General features: G+C 62.5%; 14 protein-coding genes. 3 read left to right on the top strand and 11 right to left on the bottom strand.

The window, feature by feature from the left end; all coding sequences use genetic code 11:
• Window positions 1-17: 17 nt before the first annotated feature.
• Window positions 18-248, bottom strand: coding sequence for an MbtH family protein (locus tag EYZ64_RS15740; protein WP_135454568.1), 231 nt, complete (start codon window positions 246-248; stop codon window positions 18-20).
• A 576-nt stretch (window positions 249-824) separates the two neighbouring features.
• Between EYZ64_RS15740 and EYZ64_RS15735 the strand changes: the two genes are divergently transcribed.
• Window positions 825-2,231, top strand: coding sequence for a cytochrome P450 (locus EYZ64_RS15735; protein ID WP_135454567.1), 1,407 nt, complete (start codon window positions 825-827; stop codon window positions 2,229-2,231).
• A 12-nt stretch (window positions 2,232-2,243) separates the two neighbouring features.
• On the opposite strand, the gene EYZ64_RS15730 is transcribed toward EYZ64_RS15735, so the two are convergent.
• The 3 genes from EYZ64_RS15730 to EYZ64_RS15720 all read right to left on the bottom strand — a co-directional run bounded on the left by EYZ64_RS15730 (window position 2,244) and on the right by EYZ64_RS15720 (window position 5,604).
• Window positions 2,244-3,509: a glycosyltransferase gene (locus EYZ64_RS15730; RefSeq protein ID WP_135454565.1), complete on the bottom strand. Its 1,266-nt coding sequence runs from the start codon at window positions 3,507-3,509 to the stop codon at window positions 2,244-2,246.
• Window positions 3,510-3,573: 64 nt separating this feature from the next.
• The gene (locus EYZ64_RS15725) at window positions 3,574-4,413 is read right to left on the bottom strand and encodes a TylF/MycF/NovP-related O-methyltransferase (protein ID WP_135454563.1); all 840 of its coding nucleotides are present in this window, start codon (window positions 4,411-4,413) and stop codon (window positions 3,574-3,576) included.
• 207 nt (window positions 4,414-4,620) lie between these two features.
• Window positions 4,621-5,604, bottom strand: coding sequence for a class I SAM-dependent methyltransferase (locus tag EYZ64_RS15720; protein WP_167857847.1), 984 nt, complete (start codon window positions 5,602-5,604; stop codon window positions 4,621-4,623).
• A gap of 192 nt (window positions 5,605-5,796) precedes the next feature.
• On the opposite strand from EYZ64_RS15720, the gene EYZ64_RS15715 reads away from it, so the two are divergent.
• Entirely contained in the window at window positions 5,797-6,585 is a 789-nt protein-coding gene (locus tag EYZ64_RS15715) for a GAP family protein (RefSeq protein ID WP_135454561.1), read from the top strand.
• A 38-nt stretch (window positions 6,586-6,623) separates the two neighbouring features.
• On the opposite strand, the gene EYZ64_RS15710 is transcribed toward EYZ64_RS15715, so the two are convergent.
• On the bottom strand, window positions 6,624-7,391 hold the full coding sequence (locus EYZ64_RS15710) for a class I SAM-dependent methyltransferase (protein ID WP_135454559.1): 768 nt from the start codon (window positions 7,389-7,391) through the stop codon (window positions 6,624-6,626).
• A gap of 155 nt (window positions 7,392-7,546) precedes the next feature.
• A complete protein-coding gene (locus tag EYZ64_RS15705) occupies window positions 7,547-8,827 on the bottom strand; it encodes a glycosyltransferase (RefSeq protein WP_135460039.1) in 1,281 nt (426 codons plus the stop codon).
• A gap of 442 nt (window positions 8,828-9,269) precedes the next feature.
• On the opposite strand from EYZ64_RS15705, the gene EYZ64_RS15700 reads away from it, so the two are divergent.
• Window positions 9,270-10,025, top strand: coding sequence for a GAP family protein (locus EYZ64_RS15700; RefSeq protein ID WP_286174958.1), 756 nt, complete (start codon window positions 9,270-9,272; stop codon window positions 10,023-10,025).
• A gap of 70 nt (window positions 10,026-10,095) precedes the next feature.
• Here the strand turns inward: EYZ64_RS15700 and EYZ64_RS15695 are convergent, their stop codons facing one another.
• The 5 genes from EYZ64_RS15695 to EYZ64_RS15675 form a co-directional block, all read right to left on the bottom strand.
• Complete coding sequence (locus EYZ64_RS15695; RefSeq protein ID WP_135454556.1) at window positions 10,096-11,382, bottom strand: glycosyltransferase; 1,287 nt, start codon at window positions 11,380-11,382, stop codon at window positions 10,096-10,098.
• A 105-nt stretch (window positions 11,383-11,487) separates the two neighbouring features.
• The gene (locus tag EYZ64_RS15690; protein WP_135454554.1) at window positions 11,488-12,873 is read right to left on the bottom strand and encodes a hypothetical protein; all 1,386 of its coding nucleotides are present in this window, start codon (window positions 12,871-12,873) and stop codon (window positions 11,488-11,490) included.
• On the bottom strand, window positions 12,873-13,841 hold the full coding sequence (locus EYZ64_RS15685) for a sulfotransferase family protein (protein ID WP_135454552.1): 969 nt from the start codon (window positions 13,839-13,841) through the stop codon (window positions 12,873-12,875). Before EYZ64_RS15685 ends, EYZ64_RS15690 begins: the two co-directional genes overlap by 1 nt.
• A 325-nt stretch (window positions 13,842-14,166) precedes the next feature.
• Window positions 14,167-14,505, bottom strand: coding sequence for a hemophore-related protein (locus tag EYZ64_RS15680; RefSeq protein WP_135460038.1), 339 nt, complete (start codon window positions 14,503-14,505; stop codon window positions 14,167-14,169).
• 98 nt (window positions 14,506-14,603) lie between these two features.
• On the bottom strand, window positions 14,604-17,471 hold the full coding sequence (locus EYZ64_RS15675) for an MMPL/RND family transporter (protein WP_135454550.1): 2,868 nt from the start codon (window positions 17,469-17,471) through the stop codon (window positions 14,604-14,606).
• Window positions 17,472-17,491 lie beyond the last annotated feature (20 nt).

The following is a 17,491-nucleotide window of genomic DNA, read 5'->3' as shown; positions in this document are numbered from 1 at the left end:
CGGTCGCGACCCACCGATTACTGATCAACAGTCCGACCCTGTGCCAACCTCTCGCGAAGACTCTTCGGCCTGATGTCGCCCCAATGTTGCTCGATGTACTCCAGGCAGGCGGCGCGGTCCGCCTCGCCGTAGACCACCCGCCATCCGGCCGGAACATCTGCGAAGGCCGGCCACAAGCTGTGTTGCTCCTCGTCGTTGATCAAGACGAAAAAACTGCCGCTGTCGTCGTCGAATGGATTGATGCTCACCAGTTCTCCACACCATCGAGGCAAGTTAAATGGAACACGTTCTAAACCTATCCTAAACAGCCCTGTGCGCAGCCAGTTTCAGGAAAATCGTCAATATTTGCTGCTCGCCATGGGTCACCCGGCGTGTTGCACCGTGTCCCATGGTCGGATCAACGTTAACGCGACGAATTAGCCACCAGCCCTTGGTCTGCGCAGGGTAGACCACCCACTGGTGCAGCCAACACCGGCAGTCGCGCCGGTGTTGTCAGTGTGTGCCAAATTTGCTCGCCGATAAGCACAGGCAATCGCGGGGAGCCGTCGAGCCACTGGGCGGCCGCTTAGAGTCCGTCAGCGAGACAAATTCAATCGATCAAACATGCTGTGCATCCGCTCAGGGCTCCGGCGGGAGATGCTCTCCGCAGAAAGGGCCCAGCACCCAAACCGACAACGTACGGTTGAGTAATACCGTAGGCCCGGAAGCTGCGACCGTGGATCGAGCCGGAGTGTGTGCTCCCGCAGCCGGCGATCAGCGTCGGTCGCAGGCCGAGGTCGTCGTGCCGGCAGCCGTACCGTCTAGTAGCTAGGGATCACGTAGAAGTGAGCAATACCGCGAAAACCGCACTGCCGCCTGGACCTCCGCTCCCCATGGTGGTGCAGTCCGCGTTGATGGCGGGCTTCGGTCTACGCTTTCTGAGGTGGTGCCAGAGCCGCTACGGAAATATGTTCACGTTACGTATTCCACTCTCAGGCACAGTCGTGTACCTTGCCGACCCCGCCGACATCAAGACCGTATACGCCGGTGACCCCCGTGTCTTTCACTCTGGCGAAGCGCATTGGTTTTTTCGTGGACTTCTCGGCGACAGCTCACTCTTCGTGCTCGACGAGGACGCACACCACTCCTTGCGTCGCCTGACGATGCCGGCGTTCCACCGCGATGCCGTCGCCCAACAGGCTGCTCAGATGACCGAGATTGCGGCCGCGAATATCGCGGGCTGGCCTGTCGGCAAGACCTTCCCGGTAGCGCCGATGACGACAGAGATCACGCTCGAGGTGATCCTGCGGACCGTGATCGGCGCCAGCGACCCGGCGCGACTGGCCGCGCTGCGTAAGGTGGTGCCACGGCTGCTCTACATGAAATCGTGGGAAACGCCGGCGATTACGAAGCCGAGCCTGCGACGCTACTGGCCGTGGCGCGGAGTCGGACGACGATTCGCCGAAACCGACGCCCTGCTCTACGCCGAGATCGCCGACCGTCGCGCCGACCCGAACCTGGCCGAGCGCACCGACGTGCTGGCCATGCTGGTCCGCGCCACCGACGACGACGGACGCACCATGTCCGACAGCGAACTGCGCGACCAGCTGCTGACTGCGATCGCAGCCGGACATGAGACCACCGCGACGGCACTGTCCTGGGCTCTGGAGCGGCTGACCCGCCACCCTGACTCGCTGGCAAAGGCCGTGCAGGCCGCCGATGCCAGCGCGGCAGGCGATCCGGCCGGCGATGAATACCTCGACGCGGTGATCAAGGAGACGCTTCGGATCCGTCCGGTGCTGTTCAGCTCGGGCCGGGTCCTCAAGAAGCCGACCGAGATTGGCGGATATCGGCTTCCGTCCGGCATCATGGTCGACCCGGCGATCGGGCTCGTGCACGCCAGCCCTGCCGTGTATCCAGATCCGGATAGGTTCGACCCGGAACGAATGCTCGGCACCACCGTGAGTCCGACGACCTGGCTGCCGTTCGGCGGCGGAAACCGTCGCTGCCTCGGTGCCACCTTCGCCATGGTCGAGATACGGCTCGTACTACGTGAGATCCTGCGCAGGGTCGAATTGGGCACCACCACTGCAGCCGACGAGAAGCAGAGGCCGAAGCACGTCACCTTCGTGCCGCATCGCGGCGGGGTGATTCATGTTCGCGGAATCAGAGACATCGCACCGACTTCGCCGGCGGCAATGACGTCACAATGTCCAGCAAACGTCCACAGGTCGGGCAACTCGCAGAAGTAGATTCGTCTTACGTCAAAGCCGACTGCGGCTGGCTAACTTCTCCACGAGGTCGGCGGTGGCCATCACACTGTCGGCCGGCTTGGTCATCTGTGCGGCGACCTCGCGGGCTCGGACGGCGTATTGGGGGTCGAGGATGGTGCGCAGGTCTGCGACCAACGACTTTTCGGTGGTGCCCGAAAAGCGACGGGCAGTACCTACTTTCAGCCGTTTCACCCGCCTGCCCCACAGCGTCTGATCGAGATCCGTCGACAGGATCAGCGTGGGAACTCCGGCCCGCAGCCCCGCGGCCGTGGTGCCCAATCCCCCATGGTGCACGACCGCGCGGCACGCGGGAAAGGCGGCCGAGTAGTTCATCGCGCCGACGACCTTGATGTGATCGGACTGTGGGACGTCGCTCAAGTCGGTTCCCGCAGAACACACCAACGCCCGCTCGCCCAGCTCCGCGCAGACGGAGCTGATCATCGCGAGTGTCTTGGTGCCGGATTCCATCGGCAAGCTGCCGAAGCCGAAGAAAATCGGCGGCGTTCCCGCAGCAATCCACGAAGCGACCTCGTCATCGGCATCGCCGGGTAGATCCATCGTCAACGCACCGACAAAGGGCCGTTGATCAGACCATTGAGCCCATTCGGCCGCGAGGCCGGGAAAGCAGGCTTCGTCGTAGGCCTGGATCTCCAGGCATCCACGTTCGGTGAGCCGCCACGGTGAGGGTGATGTGGCCTTCGGCAGTGCAAGTTCACCGCGCTGAATGCCCTCGACTTTCTTCGCATTGCGCCACGCGACCCACTCAGAGGCCTTCATCGCGGAACGGCCCAACGGCGCCGGCAGAAACGGTACGAACTGGCCGTTGGCCCGTAACGGGAACAGGTGGAGCGTGGCCAACGGAATGTCGTAATACTCAGCGACGTTGCCCGCGGCGTCCTCGAAGTTCACGCCGGTGAACAGCAGGTCCGCACCGTCGGCGAGTGACGTCAGCGTGGCGATGATGTCCTTCCAGCACTGATGGAACGGCGCCACGACTTCGCGCCGCAACCGGATCATCTCGCGGACCTTCCAGAAATTGCGGAAGAAGTGGGTCCAGAAGTCGCGGTGCGCATCCAATACGGACTGCAGATCCGGTCCGTACGGGATCGCCGTCGGACCGGCCGCCTCGGCGAAAGAAACCAGATCAGGCGGGACAGCCATCTGCACGTCATGTCCGCGGCCGAGCAGCTCCCGGCCAACGGCAACCAAAGGCTCGATGTCACCGCGTGTGCCGTAGCTCGCGAGGACGAATTTCATCGTGGACTCTGGCCTCTCACTTACCTTGCGCGCCTGCGGAATGACAGCGCGATCCGTGCCGGCGCTACTTGCGCCACAGCACAGCAGTCCCGTCTATGTCGACGATCTCGGCGGTGATCCCATGCTCCGCCCGGTAGTCGGTGACGGCTTCCCGGCACGGCTTGAGGTCGTGGTAGTCGTCGATGATGCAGAAGCCCCCTGGAGACAGCCGCGGATAGAGCGCCTCCAGCGCTTGGATCGTGGATTCATACAGATCGCCATCGACCCGCAGTACAGCGATGCGATCGATCGGCGCATCGTGCAGGGTGTCCTTGAACCAACCGGGAAGGAAGCGAACCTGGTCGTCGAGCAGTCCGTAGCGCTGGAAGTTTGCCCTGACCTCAGTTTCGGACACGCCGAGGATTCCGGCGAGGCTCTGCGTCCTGAGGCCCTTGTCCGCTTTGTAGTTCTCGGGGTCTGCGGGTGGCAGGCCCTCAAACGAATCCGCCACCCAGACACTTCGCGTCTCATCGCCATAGGCAGCCAGTACGGCACGCATCAGGATGCAGGCCCCGCCGCGCCACACTCCACATTCGATCAGGTCACCCGGGATGTCCTCAGCCAGTACCGTCTCGACGCATTGCTGAAGACTGGTAAGTCGCTGCATTCCGATCATCGTCTCGGCCTCCGCCGGCCAATCGATGCCCAAGTCCCGTTTGTGCTGAACGAGCGTGCTGCGATTCTCGTTCGGAGTAGCGCGTGCGAGTCGATACGCCCCGCCGCGAACCATCATGCGGTTGAGGGTCTTGAAGTAAAGACGTCGCCGCAGTGTCCACTGCGCGGGCATCCGCTCGTGCATTCCGTACCTGGTGAGGTTGCCTCGGATCAGGTCGAGGTACAGAGATCGAACGTCGAGATCGGTCACGTGAAAAGGGCCCCCAGCTTGTATTTCCAGATGGTTTCGATGACTCTAGCTTCGAACGGACATGGACTCGGCGCGGTTTGGTTGATTCGGATTCGATAGTTGACTCGGCTGGTGCTGCTCGGTCGATGCGCCGAGCCCGATGAAGGGCCACCTAATCCAGACAGCTAGATTGATTGTGGCAGAGCGGATTTCCAGCTGTCCGACGCCTCACATCGCCTGTAGGACAAACCCGGTTTGGTCGCCGCGCTGCCGTCGGTTGAGCGATACCGCGCGTTTCTCCCACTCCCACAGCTGCTTGGGTCCGAACATTCGAAGAATCTTCGGGTCAGTCACCGGAACGTCGCGTCGATAGGCCTCGCTGCCGAGGAACTGGCCCAAATTCGAATCATCAAACGTCCTGACCACCCGCAGTCCGGCCTTCTCGGCCGCCATTGCCATTCCCTGACGTGACGGTATGACCATGTGCCGAGGCGCATCGGCCTGCACCCAGTCCGCCCGGTAAGTGGTCCAAGCCTCTGACGAGGTCGTGGGCACGCGAGCCAGGCACATACCTCCCGGAGCGAGCTTCTCGTACGCGACTTTGAGTGTCGCGACCGGGTCGGGAACGTGCTCGAGGGAATGATTGAACATCACGAGGTCGAATTTGCCATCGACAGCGCTCAAATCTCGTTTCATCAATGGCACACCTTCGGAAGACTCGCCATCGGCCGCGATGAACGGATCTGCACCGAGCAAACTGGTGAATCCAATTCTGCTCAAGCGGTCGAGCAGTGTGCCGGTACCACAACCGACGTCCAGAATTCGGGCGTCACGCTCAACGTCGAGTTGAGCGACCATGCTGATGACGTCTCCTCCGAGGAGCACGCGGAAGATCCCTTCAGATACCCGCGCCTTGATGAGGGCACCGAGCATCCGGTTGCCGCCACCGCGGAGCTTGTGCGCATCGTGTTGGGTAACCAGCCATTGGAACGCGCTGGGTTGGGCCGACGCACTGTGCGAGTAGTAGTTCTGCGGGTAATGGCGCATGAGCTCGTCGCCCGCGAGCTCATCGTGAATCTGCAGCGTGTCGCACTCAGTGCAGCTGAAGTATTCAAACAGCTCCCGAGTGCCGAACATCATCTCGCGAACTTCAATTGCCTGGTGGGGACCGGTCGATCCGCACAGCCGGCAATCTCTGGTAACCGCGTTCACTCGTCCAACCTCAGCGCCACCGGCGAAGCATAGCGTTTGCGGGTGCTGCCCGTGACGAAACCGTCTTGCCGCCGGGGCCGGTGCGTGGGCGAAGTTAGCTCTGGCAAGCCGACTTTGGTTCACGGTGACCTCTCAGGCAACTAGGGCTTCAAAAGAGCCGCCAGGCCGGAGCAACCTAGTAGTGTTTCGGCGGTGTGGGGTTCGGTGCTGGCGCTAGGTGTTCTGGTTGGGCTCGATCCCATGCGGCTGGGCATCACCCTGCTCGTGATCTCACGGCCGCGACCCGTGCAGAATCTGCTGATGTTCGGCGCCGGCTGTGTGACGGCATGCATTCCCACGTTGGTGGTTCCGCTGACGCTGCTGCACCTCACGCCGATGTTCAAGTCCACCGCGGAATCGTGGGCCAAGAGCTCCACGGGTGGTTACATCCAAATCGGCATGGGTTCGGTCGCGCTGATAACTGCCACGGTGCTGTCCGTGCACTTCTGGGTGCGCCAGCGGGCGGAAGTGCCGGCTCCCGATAGCGGTACGTCCACCCTGGTGTCGGATGCAAATACATCGACACCGGTCTCGCGACTCCTGGCCCGCGCGCAGGATGCCCCGGCAGAAGGTGGGTCGTTTTTCCGGCGGTTGTTGCGGCGCGGCCACGACGCGTGGGAAGACGGATCCCTTTGGGTCTCGTTCGTGATCGGCTTCTCATTTGCCGGTGCGCCACCCGACGTGGCCCTGTTCCTGCTTGCGATCGTCGTGGTCTCAGGAGCCGCGGTCGGCACGCAGATCACCGCGACCATCGCGTTCGTCGTCGGGATGCTCGCCGTTGTCGAGGTCGTCCTCGTCAGCTACCTGGCCGCACCTGCGAAAACTGAAGCTATCGTGCAACGGCTGCACGATTGGGCGTGGGCTCATCATCGAAAGATCCTGGTGGCCATGTGCGTACTCGCCGGCGCGATGCTGATCGCCAAGGGTTTGAACAGCGTCTGACCTGCAGGTGATAGCCAATTCCTCCGACGACCACCCGGTCAGGAGCGACTGGCGACCGCTACCGTCGGGCCCAGCCCGCGCCGGGTTCGAAACTCGACCTTGATGGATGGGTCGGCATGCCGACCCAGCGCAGTCAGCGCCGATGGGCTGTATGCGCGGAGCGAGCTTATGAATCCGTCGTGTTGCAACGGCGAGATGCTGATCAGCGGCAGCACCACCGCCAACAACGCAATGTGCAGGGGTGCGGGCGGCCTGGGAAGGTCGACTATCAGCAGCTTCTTCGCTGCCCGGGTACCCGCCGCGAACACGCGGGCGGCGAGCTCAGGGGGCAGGTGGTGCAACGACAACGCGAACACCGCGAGGTCGTAATAGCCTTCCGGCGCGTCGATCTCGGTCGCATCCATTTCCCGCACCGTGGCGCGTGGGTGTCTACCGAGGTCACCGTCCGCCATGCCCGCGACAAACGCGGGCTCGATGTCGGTGACCGTCACCTGAGCGGTCGGATGCCTGTCCAGTAGCTTGCGCGACAACCCGCCGAGGCCGGCGCCGAGTTCGAGGATCTTCGGCGAGGGCACGTCAGCCACCTCGCGAAGCACCATCCGGGCGCACTTGTCGTGAATACCGATCCCCCGCCGTCGTCCGGCGCGGTCGAGTGAATCCATGACCTTGCGTTTCAGATCGTCGACGTCGTCGCGATCCAGGTACTCCAGCCGATTGGTCTGCAATCGCCGGTCCAGCCAGGAAGCGTCTGGTCCGCCCCGGGGCATGTTCGCAATGTCGCGGGTTCTGCTATCCACGCAGACCATCATGGATCATCGCGGTCGTGATCTGAACAGAAGTCCCAAAGTCATGGCTACAGCAGCCGAATTGGGTTGCGGCCAACGCGCTGTCACTCAGAGATCCAAGAGTTTGGGCGTGGCGAGCCGTCTCGTTGTTGACGCTGAGGTGCGCCGAGAGGCGATCAACCCACGCGCCTGAGGTGAGCGAACTTTTCCAGCAGGTCGGCGGTGGCCGCAACGCTTTCGGTCGGTCTGGTCATCTGCTTTGCGACTTCGCGGGCACGAGTCGCATATTCCGGCTCAAGAATCGTGCGCAGGTCGGCGACCAGCGACTTTTGGGTAGTGGCCGAAAGTCGGCGGGCCGTACCCACTTTCAGTTGTTTGATCCGAGCTCCCCAAAGCGTCTGGTCCAGATCGGTCGAAAGGATCAATGTGGGGACGCCGGCGCGCAACCCCGCGGCAGTGGTACCCGCGCCGCCGTGGTGCACGACCGCGCGGCAAGCGGGAAAGGCCGCTGCGTAGTTCATGGTGTCCACCACCTTGACGTGGTCGAGATGTGGAACGTTGCTGAAGTCACTCGCGCCGGCGCACACCACTGCCCGCACACCCAACTCCAGACAAGCGTCGCTGATCATCGCCAGCGTGTCAGCGCCCGAATCGACCGGCATGCTGCCGAACCCGAAGCAGATCGGCGGTGTCCCGGCGGCAATCCAGGTGGCGACTTCGTCATCGGTGGCCGTGGGCAACTCCATTGCCAGTGCACCGACAAAGGGCCTTTGGCCGTCCCATTTGGCCCATTCGGCGGCCAGTCCGGGAAAGTAGATCTCGTCGTAGGCCTGGATCTCCAGCGAGCCGCGCTCGGCCACTCTCCACGCGGAGGGGCCGGTGGCCTTTGGCAGGCCAAGTTCCTTCCGCTGCGGATCCTCGAGCCGCTTCATCATGGGCCAACTCAGCCACTCCGACACCCTCATCATCGTGCGAGCCAACCGCGGCGGTAGGGCGGGAACGAGCTGGCCGTTGGGCCGTAGGGGGAACACATGCAGCATGGCGAACGGAACGTCGCAGGCCTCCGCGACGTTGCCGGCGGCCTCCTCACCGATCACACCGGTGAACAGCAGATCCGCCCCATCCGCCAACGTCATCAGCGTCTTGCTGACCTCCTGCCAGTACTGGTCAAAGAGATGCCATTCCTCGCGCAACAACCCAGCCAGGTCCCGGACCCTCCAGAAGTTCTTCCAGAATTTCCGCAAGAAGCGTGCCCAGAAGTCGCGGTTCAGGTCTTGCCATACCCGCACATCGGGCCCGCAAGCTATGGCTGTCGGACCGGCCGTCTCGACGAACTCAACCAGATCGGGCGAGACGGCCATGCGTACGTCGTGTCCGCGGCGCAACAACTCACGGCCTACCGCGAGGCCCGGCTCGACGTCACCTCGAGTCCCGTAGAAAGCCAGCACAAATTTCATCGCGGAGACCTCGAGCCTTTCAGTTGTCGCACCCTCGGGGTGCCCAGAGACATCGGTCATTATCCCGATCCCCTGCCGGTTCCGGTACAAAACTGAGCAGGTGCTCGAGACGAACCTGCGCAAGGCCGGACGGGGACCAAATGGATCCATCAGCCGGTGGGCATCAACACCCTATGCCCAGCCAGGACGGCAGCCCGCTGCCGAACTGTCGGAGGACGCATCGGTGCCGGCTCATCGGTCTCACCGTCAGACACACCTGCACGACGATCAAACCGAAACGACGGCAAGTACTCTCGCCGCACCCCGGGAAGCGCCCCCAGAGCGTACTTCACCCCCATCTTCGCTGAGCAACGCCAGATCAAGATCGCCAGGGTTGCGAAATCCGCAAAATACAAACAGGTAGCAGGTAGTGTCCCGGGCCGTGTGGGGCTCACTTCTCGGGATGGCGATCGTGATGGCGTTCAATCCCGCCCTGCTGGCCCTCATCCTCCTCGTGATCTCCCGTCCACGCCCGGTGCAGAACCTGCTCGTCTGCTGGATCGGCGCCCTCACGACGAACATTCCGGCCCTGGTGATCCCGGTGGTGTTGCTGCACCGCGCGCCCATGTTCAGCCCCGAAGCTCCGGATGCGAGCGCCGCGACTCGGCACGTACAACTCGGCATGGGTGTGCTCGTGCTGACGATCGCCGCATTCATTGCCGTACGTATCCGGATGCGTCGCCGAGCGCAAGTGCCGATACCGAGCGGCAACGCTTCAACCCAGGTGCTGGAAGCCGAAGGTCCGAGTCCAATCTCGTCGCCATTTGCCGCGGTGGCCGATACCGCGGACAGCAAATCTGCAATTCGACGGCTGTTCGGGCGCCTTCAAAGAGCCTGGGACAGTGGCGCTTTGTGGGTCGCATTGGTGTGCGGCATGGGATTCCTGCCAGGTTTTCCGTTGGTCCTTTTTGTGGCAACCACCGTGGTCTCCTCCGGGGCCACCACAGGCGTGCAGATCATCGCCGTCATCTTGTTTGTCGTCGCGATGTTCGCGGTGTTCGAGGTAGCCGTCGTCAGCCATCTGATCGCCCCGGTGCGAACCCAAGCGGTACTGCAACCGGTGCACGACTGGGCGCTTGCCAACCGCCGTCAGGTGATGATCGGCATCTTCGTGATGATCGGGGTACTGCAGGTGGTGAAGGGCTTGGGCATCCTCTGAGCTGGAAGCTCGGATGCCCAAGCGGTGCCGTGTACCCATCCGCCTCATGGGGACGAAGGAACTGCGATGGCTACCCGACGTCAGTGAGGAAGCCTTGATTGGCGAAACGTTCCAGAAGATCTGCGGTGTTGACAACGCTTTCGTCCGGTTGAGTCATCTGAGTAGCCACCTCACGGGCCCGCGCGACATATTCCGGATCGAGAATCGTGCGCAGGTCCGCAACGAGTGAGCCGCTGGTGACAGACGAGATTCGACGACCTAGACCAACTTTCAGCTGTTTGACACGAGCCGCCCAGAGCGCCTGATCGAGCGCCGTCCAGAAAACCAGCATGGGGACTCCGGCCCGCAGCCCCGCGGACATGGTGCCCATGCCACCGTGGTGGACAAGCGCGCGACAGGCTGGAAATACGGCCGCGAAATTCATCGTGTCCACGACCTTGACTCGGCCGGAATCAGAGGTCTGGCCGAAGTCACTCGATGCGGCGCACACCAACGCCCGCTCGCCCAATTCGGCGCAAGCGGCCTCGATCATGGCGAGCGTGTCAGCGGGAGACTTGACCGGAGTGCTGCCGAAGCTGAAGAAAATTGGCGGCGTGCCTGTGGCAATCCACGTGGCGACCTCGTCATCGGCCTCCGTTGTCAACTCCATGGTGAGCGCACCGACAAAGGGCCTTTGGTTCTCCCATTTCGCCCATTCGGTGGCCAGTCCGGGAAAGCAAACCTGATCGTAGGCCTGTATCTCCAGTGATCCGCGTTCGGTGATCCGTCGTGGCGAGGAACCGCTGGCCTTCGGCAGCCCCAGTGTGCGGCGCTGGGCGTCGTCGAACTTCTTCACCCCACGCCAATTCGCCCACTCGTACACCTTCAACGCGTAGCGCCCCAACGAGGGCGGCAGGAAGGCCAGCATCCGACCGTTGGGCCGCACCGGTGAGACGTGCACGGTGGCCATCGGAATACCGTAATACTCTGCAACATTCGCGGCAGGCGGCTCGAAATTGAGAAATGTGACGAGCAGGTCGGCCCCGTCCGCCAGCGACTTCAGCGTGGTGGAGATTTCCTCCCAGAACTGGACGACGGACTCCCCGATCTCGCGCATCTCGCGCATCAGTTTGGCCAGTTCCTGGACCTTCCAGAAGTTACCGAAGAACCGGATCCAGAAGTCCCGGTGCGCATCCGACCACACCGCGGTGTCCGGCCCGTAAGGGACCGTTGGAAGGCCGGCCGCCTCAGCGAAGCCCACCAGGTCCGGCGAGACCGCCAGACGCACGTCGTGCCCGCGGCGCAGCAACTCGCAACCGACCGCGACGCAAGGCTCCACATCGCCGCGAGTTCCATAGCTTGCCAGCACCAACTTCATTGCGCTTCTTTCGACGTGAGATTCCATTCGACCTGTTGCCAGCAACGCTGTAGCACCGAATGTTCGGGGTCGAACCGCAAAGGCTACCCAGGGTTTACGCGTGCGTCAGTGAATTTCCCCGGTAAGGCCGAAATCGGTCAGCGTTTTCGCGGCCAGTTCACGCAAAGCGCACGTGGTGTTCTCCGCGCCGGGCTGGTAGGCGCCCACGCTGATGAAGATCTTGCCGCTTATGCGTCCCGAGAGGATGACGGTGCGGCCACCTGTTCGTTCGAGAAGCTGTCGCGATTCCTGTTGCCCAGTCGTTCGCGCGTTGGCGAAAGGCGCTGCGGTGCCGTCGGCCTGGCTGATCAATGAGCTCAAATCGCCGAGGTGAGAAGCAAACACCGGCTGGTCGGGATCGGCGGGCGCCCTGGCCACCATCTGTTTCAGCATTCGCTTCGGCACAAATGACGGCAGCCACAGGAGTTGCTTGGACTCGTCTGGTGTCTCTTTCAACGTCCGCAGCGTCTGCTTGATGGCAGCCCGGATTTCGCGCAGATCGGTTGTGGACTGCGTCGGGTCGACGGTGACGCGCGCGTACGAGAGTGCCATCGCGCGTGTGTCGTCCTCGTCCGTGCGGTCGCTGATCGGAATCTGAAGGGTGACGGCGCCGTCCGTCGCGCGTACGCGCCCGATACGTTCCCCGAACTTGGCGGCGAAGGCCGCGGCCAGTGTATGACTCGCTCCGCCGAGAGCCTCTGCTCGCGCGTCCCAGTCATCCAGGTCGACGAAGATCGTGAGGGCCGGCACGAGGACAACCTCATCGGCGCCGACCGCCTTGGCGGGCGCGGGCCGTGGTGCCGATGACCGGTCACCCTCAGCCGCGGTGCGAGTCTGTTTTCGAGCGGATTTCACTGCACTGACAAGCGCCCTGGCGGCATTCGGCACGTCCCGGGCCGTCTGTCGGGCATCCTGTCCCAAGGCACGCAGTCGAGGGCGCGATAGTGGCGGGGGGTACCCGAGATCGCGCGTCTTGCCCACGGCCCCTTCGACGATGACGAGCGCGAGCCCTAGGCCGTCGATCAAGTTGTGCGAAAGTACCAGGCTGACCCCGGTCGTGCCGTCGTCGAGGGGAAGGACACCGATGTGCCAGCCCGGACCCGATTCCGCATTTACCGGAAGTTGCGAACGTTCATCGACCCAGTCACTGAATTCAGCGCGCGGGCGGGTCGACTCGGCGACGTCGACGTCTGAGGGCCCGCGATCTACGACCCACCGATGCCGGGCGATCGGTAACGCCGGGCGTTCGATGCGGCGACCCAACAACCCCTGACCGAGAAAATGATGGAAACGACGTAACCCGTCGAGATCGACAGCACGGTCATATAGCCACGTGACCTGGATGACCACGTTCATGCCCGCGGCGTGATGCTCCGTCAGCAGTGCTTCGTCTGCCAATGCGAGCCGATTGTCCGGCCGTACAGACCCTTTGGATGCGCGGCGCGTTTTCATCAAGCCCAGGTTCCACGGCGCCGGTGAGCCAGAGCAACGACCTCGTAACGGAACTTCAGGATTGATGGCCGGATGAATCGGTTGAGCTTGTGCAAGCGACCGGAATTCTCGAACACCTTCCGGAAACCCTGTTCGCTCGCACGATATTCGGCATAGACCCGATCCAGCGCAGACTGATCCCAGGGTTCGTCCCGCGCCGCCGCGTGCAGCGCCTCGTAGACGACAGAGATCCAGTCAGTGCCGAAGGTTTCCGTCACCGGGCCGGTGTGTCGCTGACGGTGGAGATCCGGTGTGAGGAACTCGTCGATGGCGGCCTCATCCCGCGTCTCGAGATCGATCCCGAGTGCTACGGAAATCCGTTTCACCTCCCGACGCCAATCATCGAGCAGGTTGGCGTACTCGACGAACACCCGCGGCACATCGCGGGTGTCGCTCTCGGCCAACAAATTGAACTTCAGCCACAGCGCACTCCCGAGCTCCGGCAGTGTCAGGAAGTCCGCCGCACCCGATGCGATGACCTCCTGAGGGGGGCGCACCATGTTCACGACCGCGATGTCGAAGCCGGCCTGCCGCGCGGCCTCGAACCACAAACTGGTCAGCAGGGTTATCTGCAGATCCTTGATGAGCACGACCGGCGCAGACGGCAACGTAGAGAGATACTGTCCAATTTTGTTGACGCAGGCGGCCTTCTGGTCGGCATCGAATCCGCCGTCCTCTTGCAGGCGGAGTGACGGGTCGAACACGGCGCTGCCGTGGCTGCGCAGAATCGTGTTGTTCAGATGAAGGGAAGCGCGCGGCTCCCAGTAGCCACGCGGGTTGCGCGGGTCGGCGCCCGACAACCCAGCCGGGAGCGTCGCACCGCACAGAGACAGGACCCGGGTAACCGCCGACGTTCCAGATCGAGGCACACCCAAGACGAACAAGGCGACCGGGCGGGCCGCAGACCCGCTGTGTCCGGCCGGGTTCACAAGCCCAACTCCGTCAACGCTGCCACGGACAGCCCAGGACCGCGATGGTCCGCCGTTACGTCCAATTGGTCGATGTTCGCAGTCGCTGGACCCCCGGAAGGAGATCCTGCGGTGTGCTGCGCGGCGTTGCATGGGGTCTGACTCATGACGGCAGAATATTCGGAGATGCCGTGCCGCCGCCGCGAATTGCCATATGCCGCAAAACCTCCGGGCCGCCCGGCGCACCCAACTGGCGAAACCCAGGCACCGGACAACCCTTGCGAACGGCTAGGCCCTGCGGGCCTCTCCCCAGCTGGAACCCGAGATGGTGGCGCCCATCTCGGGATCAGAAGTTGCTGCAGGTATTGAAAGCCTGCTCGATAGTGCCGAGGTACGGCTGAAACATCGGAGCATTGGCCACATCCTGGGCCGTCCTCGCCCGCTTCTCCGGTGGGTCGGCTATGAATTGGCGTAAGCCACGCTGCAGTATCGGCGATTGATCGAATGCCTGCCGGACTTGGGGATCTTGCGCATCGAGCGCCGACACCAACTGCGGGTAACTGCACGTCGTGTTGATGGCCGAATCCAGATTTGGCCCCGCGGACGCAATCCCGGCTCCGGCGGTCAACGACAAAGCCAGGCCGCCAAGCCCGACGGCCAGTCTGGTCAACGACAGACGGAACATATTCAAACTTCCTCCCTAGCACTGCTCCCGACCTTCCGACTGTAATCGGCCTGGGCCGATCTCACCCATACTTTGTCCAGCTCGACAACAGCGCGAAATCAGGCTTCCTGCTTGACCAGTGGATCAGCGGGCACCGTCACCGGGCCCAGAACCGCACTGGAGGGCCGCTGACGGACCCGCAGCGGCCACCAGAACCACCGCCCGAGCAGCGCGGCGATCGCCGGTGTCATGAATGCACGCACCACCAAGGTGTCGAACATCAAGCCCAAACCGATGGTGGAACCCACCTGCCCGATGATCCGCAGATCACTGACCACCATCGACAACATGGTGAACGCGAACACCAGGCCCGCGGTCGTCACCACCTTGCCCGTGCCGCCCATCGCCCGGATGATGCCCGTATTGATCCCGGCGCCGACCTCTTCTTTCATCCGAGACACCAGCAGCAGGTTGTAATCAGAACCCACCGCCAATAGAACGATCACCGACATCGCCAAGACGAGCCAGTGCAATTCGATGCCGAGGATGTACTGCCACACCAGGACCGAAAGGCCGAACGCCGCACCGAGCGAAAGCGCCACCGTGCCCACGATGACCAGGGCGGCGACGAAACTACGCGTTACAACCAGCATGATGCCGAAGATCAGACAGAGCGCCGCGACGCCCGCGATCAAGAGGTCGTATTTTGACCCGTCTCGCAGATCCTTATATGTCGCAGCGGTTCCGGCGAGGTGGATGGAAGCGTTCTGCAGCGGCGTCACCTTGATCGCCTCCTCGGCCGCCGTCCGCACCGCATCGACCCGAGAGATGCCCTCGGGCGTTCCAGGATCACCCCGGTGCGTGAGGATCAGCCGGACTGCCTTCCCGTCGGGCGAAAAGAACAGGCTCATCGCCTTTTGGAAGTCCTTGTTCTCGAACACTTCCGGCGGCAGATAAAAGGAGTCGTCGTTCTGGGAGGCGTCGTAGATCTTTCCCATCGAGCTGGCGTTCGACGTCGTCTCCTCCATGATGGCGATCATTCCGGACATGGTGCTGTGCATTGTCAGCATCATGGTGCGCATCGACTTCATGATCTCGATCATCGGCGGCAACTGAGTGACGAGCTGCGCCTGCAACCCATCCATTTTTACCAAGTTGTCAAGAAGTTTGTGCATCTGAAGGCTGAGCTGGTCGGTGCTATCAAGCGCGTCGAACACCGATCGAATGGCGAAGCAAATGGGAATGTCGTAGCAGTGGCCTTCCCAATACAAGTAATTGCGAATCGGCCGGAAGAAGTCGTCGAAATTTGAAACGGTGGCCATCAGATCATCAGTAAGTTCGGCAGTCTCCCCGGTCACCTCGACGGTGTTGTGAGTGATCGAGCCGATCAACTTCATCAGATTGTGAGTGCCCTCCATCTGGGTGATCATTCTCTGCATGTCGTCCGCCTGCTTCAACATGCCTTCCATGCGATCTTTCGCGAACGGCACGATCTGACGGAGTCCGGCGCTTTGCAGGCTGATTTGAAACGGTATCGAAGTGCGCTCGATCGGGCTGCCCTCAGGCCGGGTAATGCTCTGCACCGTGGCAATCCCGGGCACCGCGAAGATCCGCTTGGCCAGCTTGTGCAGCACCAAGAAATCTGTCGGATTGCGCATATCATGGTCGGCTTCGAGCATGAGGATATCGGGCGTCATACGTGACTCGGGAAAATGGCGCTCGGCAGCCGTATAGCCGACGTTGGCCGGGATATCTTTGGGCACATACAGCCGGTCGTCGTAGCTGGTTTGGTATCCGGGCAGCGCCAACAGTCCGACAAACGCCACCGCACACGCGCCGGCGAGAATGGGCACCGGCCACCGCACCACGGCCGTACCGACCCCCCGCCACCGGCGGACCATGAGCTTCCGCTTCGGTTCGAACAGCCCGAAACGCCCGCCGACGGCGATGACGGCCGGAACCAGTGTGACGGCCACTGCGACAGCAACCGCCATCCCCACAGCGGACGGAATACCCATCGTTTCGAAATACGGCAGCCGCGTGAAGCTCAGACAGTAAATGGCTCCGGCAATCGTCAAACCTGAAGCCACAACCACCTTGGCGACACTGCGATAGGTGGTGTAGAACGCGGTTTCGCGATCCTCGCCGGCTTGACGGGCCTCGTGATACCGCCCGATGAAGAATATTCCGTAATCCGTTCCGACCGCGATTCCGAGCGATACCAGCAGATTCACCGCAAAAGTGGATAGTCCGAGAACCTGGTGATCGCCGAGGAACGCGACCACTCCCCGGGCCGCCTGTACCTGTATTCCGACCATGGCCAGCAAAAGGACGACAGTGATGATCGAGCGATACACAAAGAGCAGCACCGTGAAGATGACCACCAGAGTCACCAGCGTGATCTTCATGATCGACGTATCGCCGGCGTGGTTCATGTCCGTGATCAGAGGCGCAGGACCCGTGACATACGCCTTGACCCCGGGCGGCGGTGGGGTCTTTTCCACGATGCCACGGACCGCTTCCACAGATTCGTTGGCCAGGGCTTGACCTTGGTTGCCCGCGAGATTCAGCTGGACATAGACACTCAGGTCATCGGCACTCTGAACACCCGACGCGGTGAGTGAGTCCCCCCAGTAATCCTGAACGTGCTGCACGTGCGTCGTGTCGGCTCGCAACTGACGAACCAAATCGTCGTAGTAGCGGCGCGCGTCCTCACCGAGGGGTTTGTCGCCCTCCAAGACGATCATCGCCACGCTGTCGGAATCGGATTCCTTGAACACCTCGCCCATGCGCTGCATCGCCCGAAACGACGGCGCATCCTTGGGAACCAGCGATACGGAGCTTTCCCGCCCGACTTGTTCCAGTGACGGAACTGCGAACGTGACGACGGCGATGATCGCCAGCCAGCCGAGAATGATCGGCACCGACAGCCGATAGATCGCCCGAGCGATCAACGGTGGCCGGTCGCTTGTGTGCCGATTGCTCATGCGGCCTTCACCGCACAGAA

The sequence above is a fragment of the Mycobacterium sp. DL99 genome (assembly GCF_004762045.1).
Classification (GTDB): Bacteria; Actinomycetota; Actinomycetes; order Mycobacteriales; family Mycobacteriaceae; genus Mycobacterium.
The sequence above is the reverse complement of the archived record's forward strand: the minus strand, read 5'-3'. Positions and strand labels throughout refer to the sequence as shown.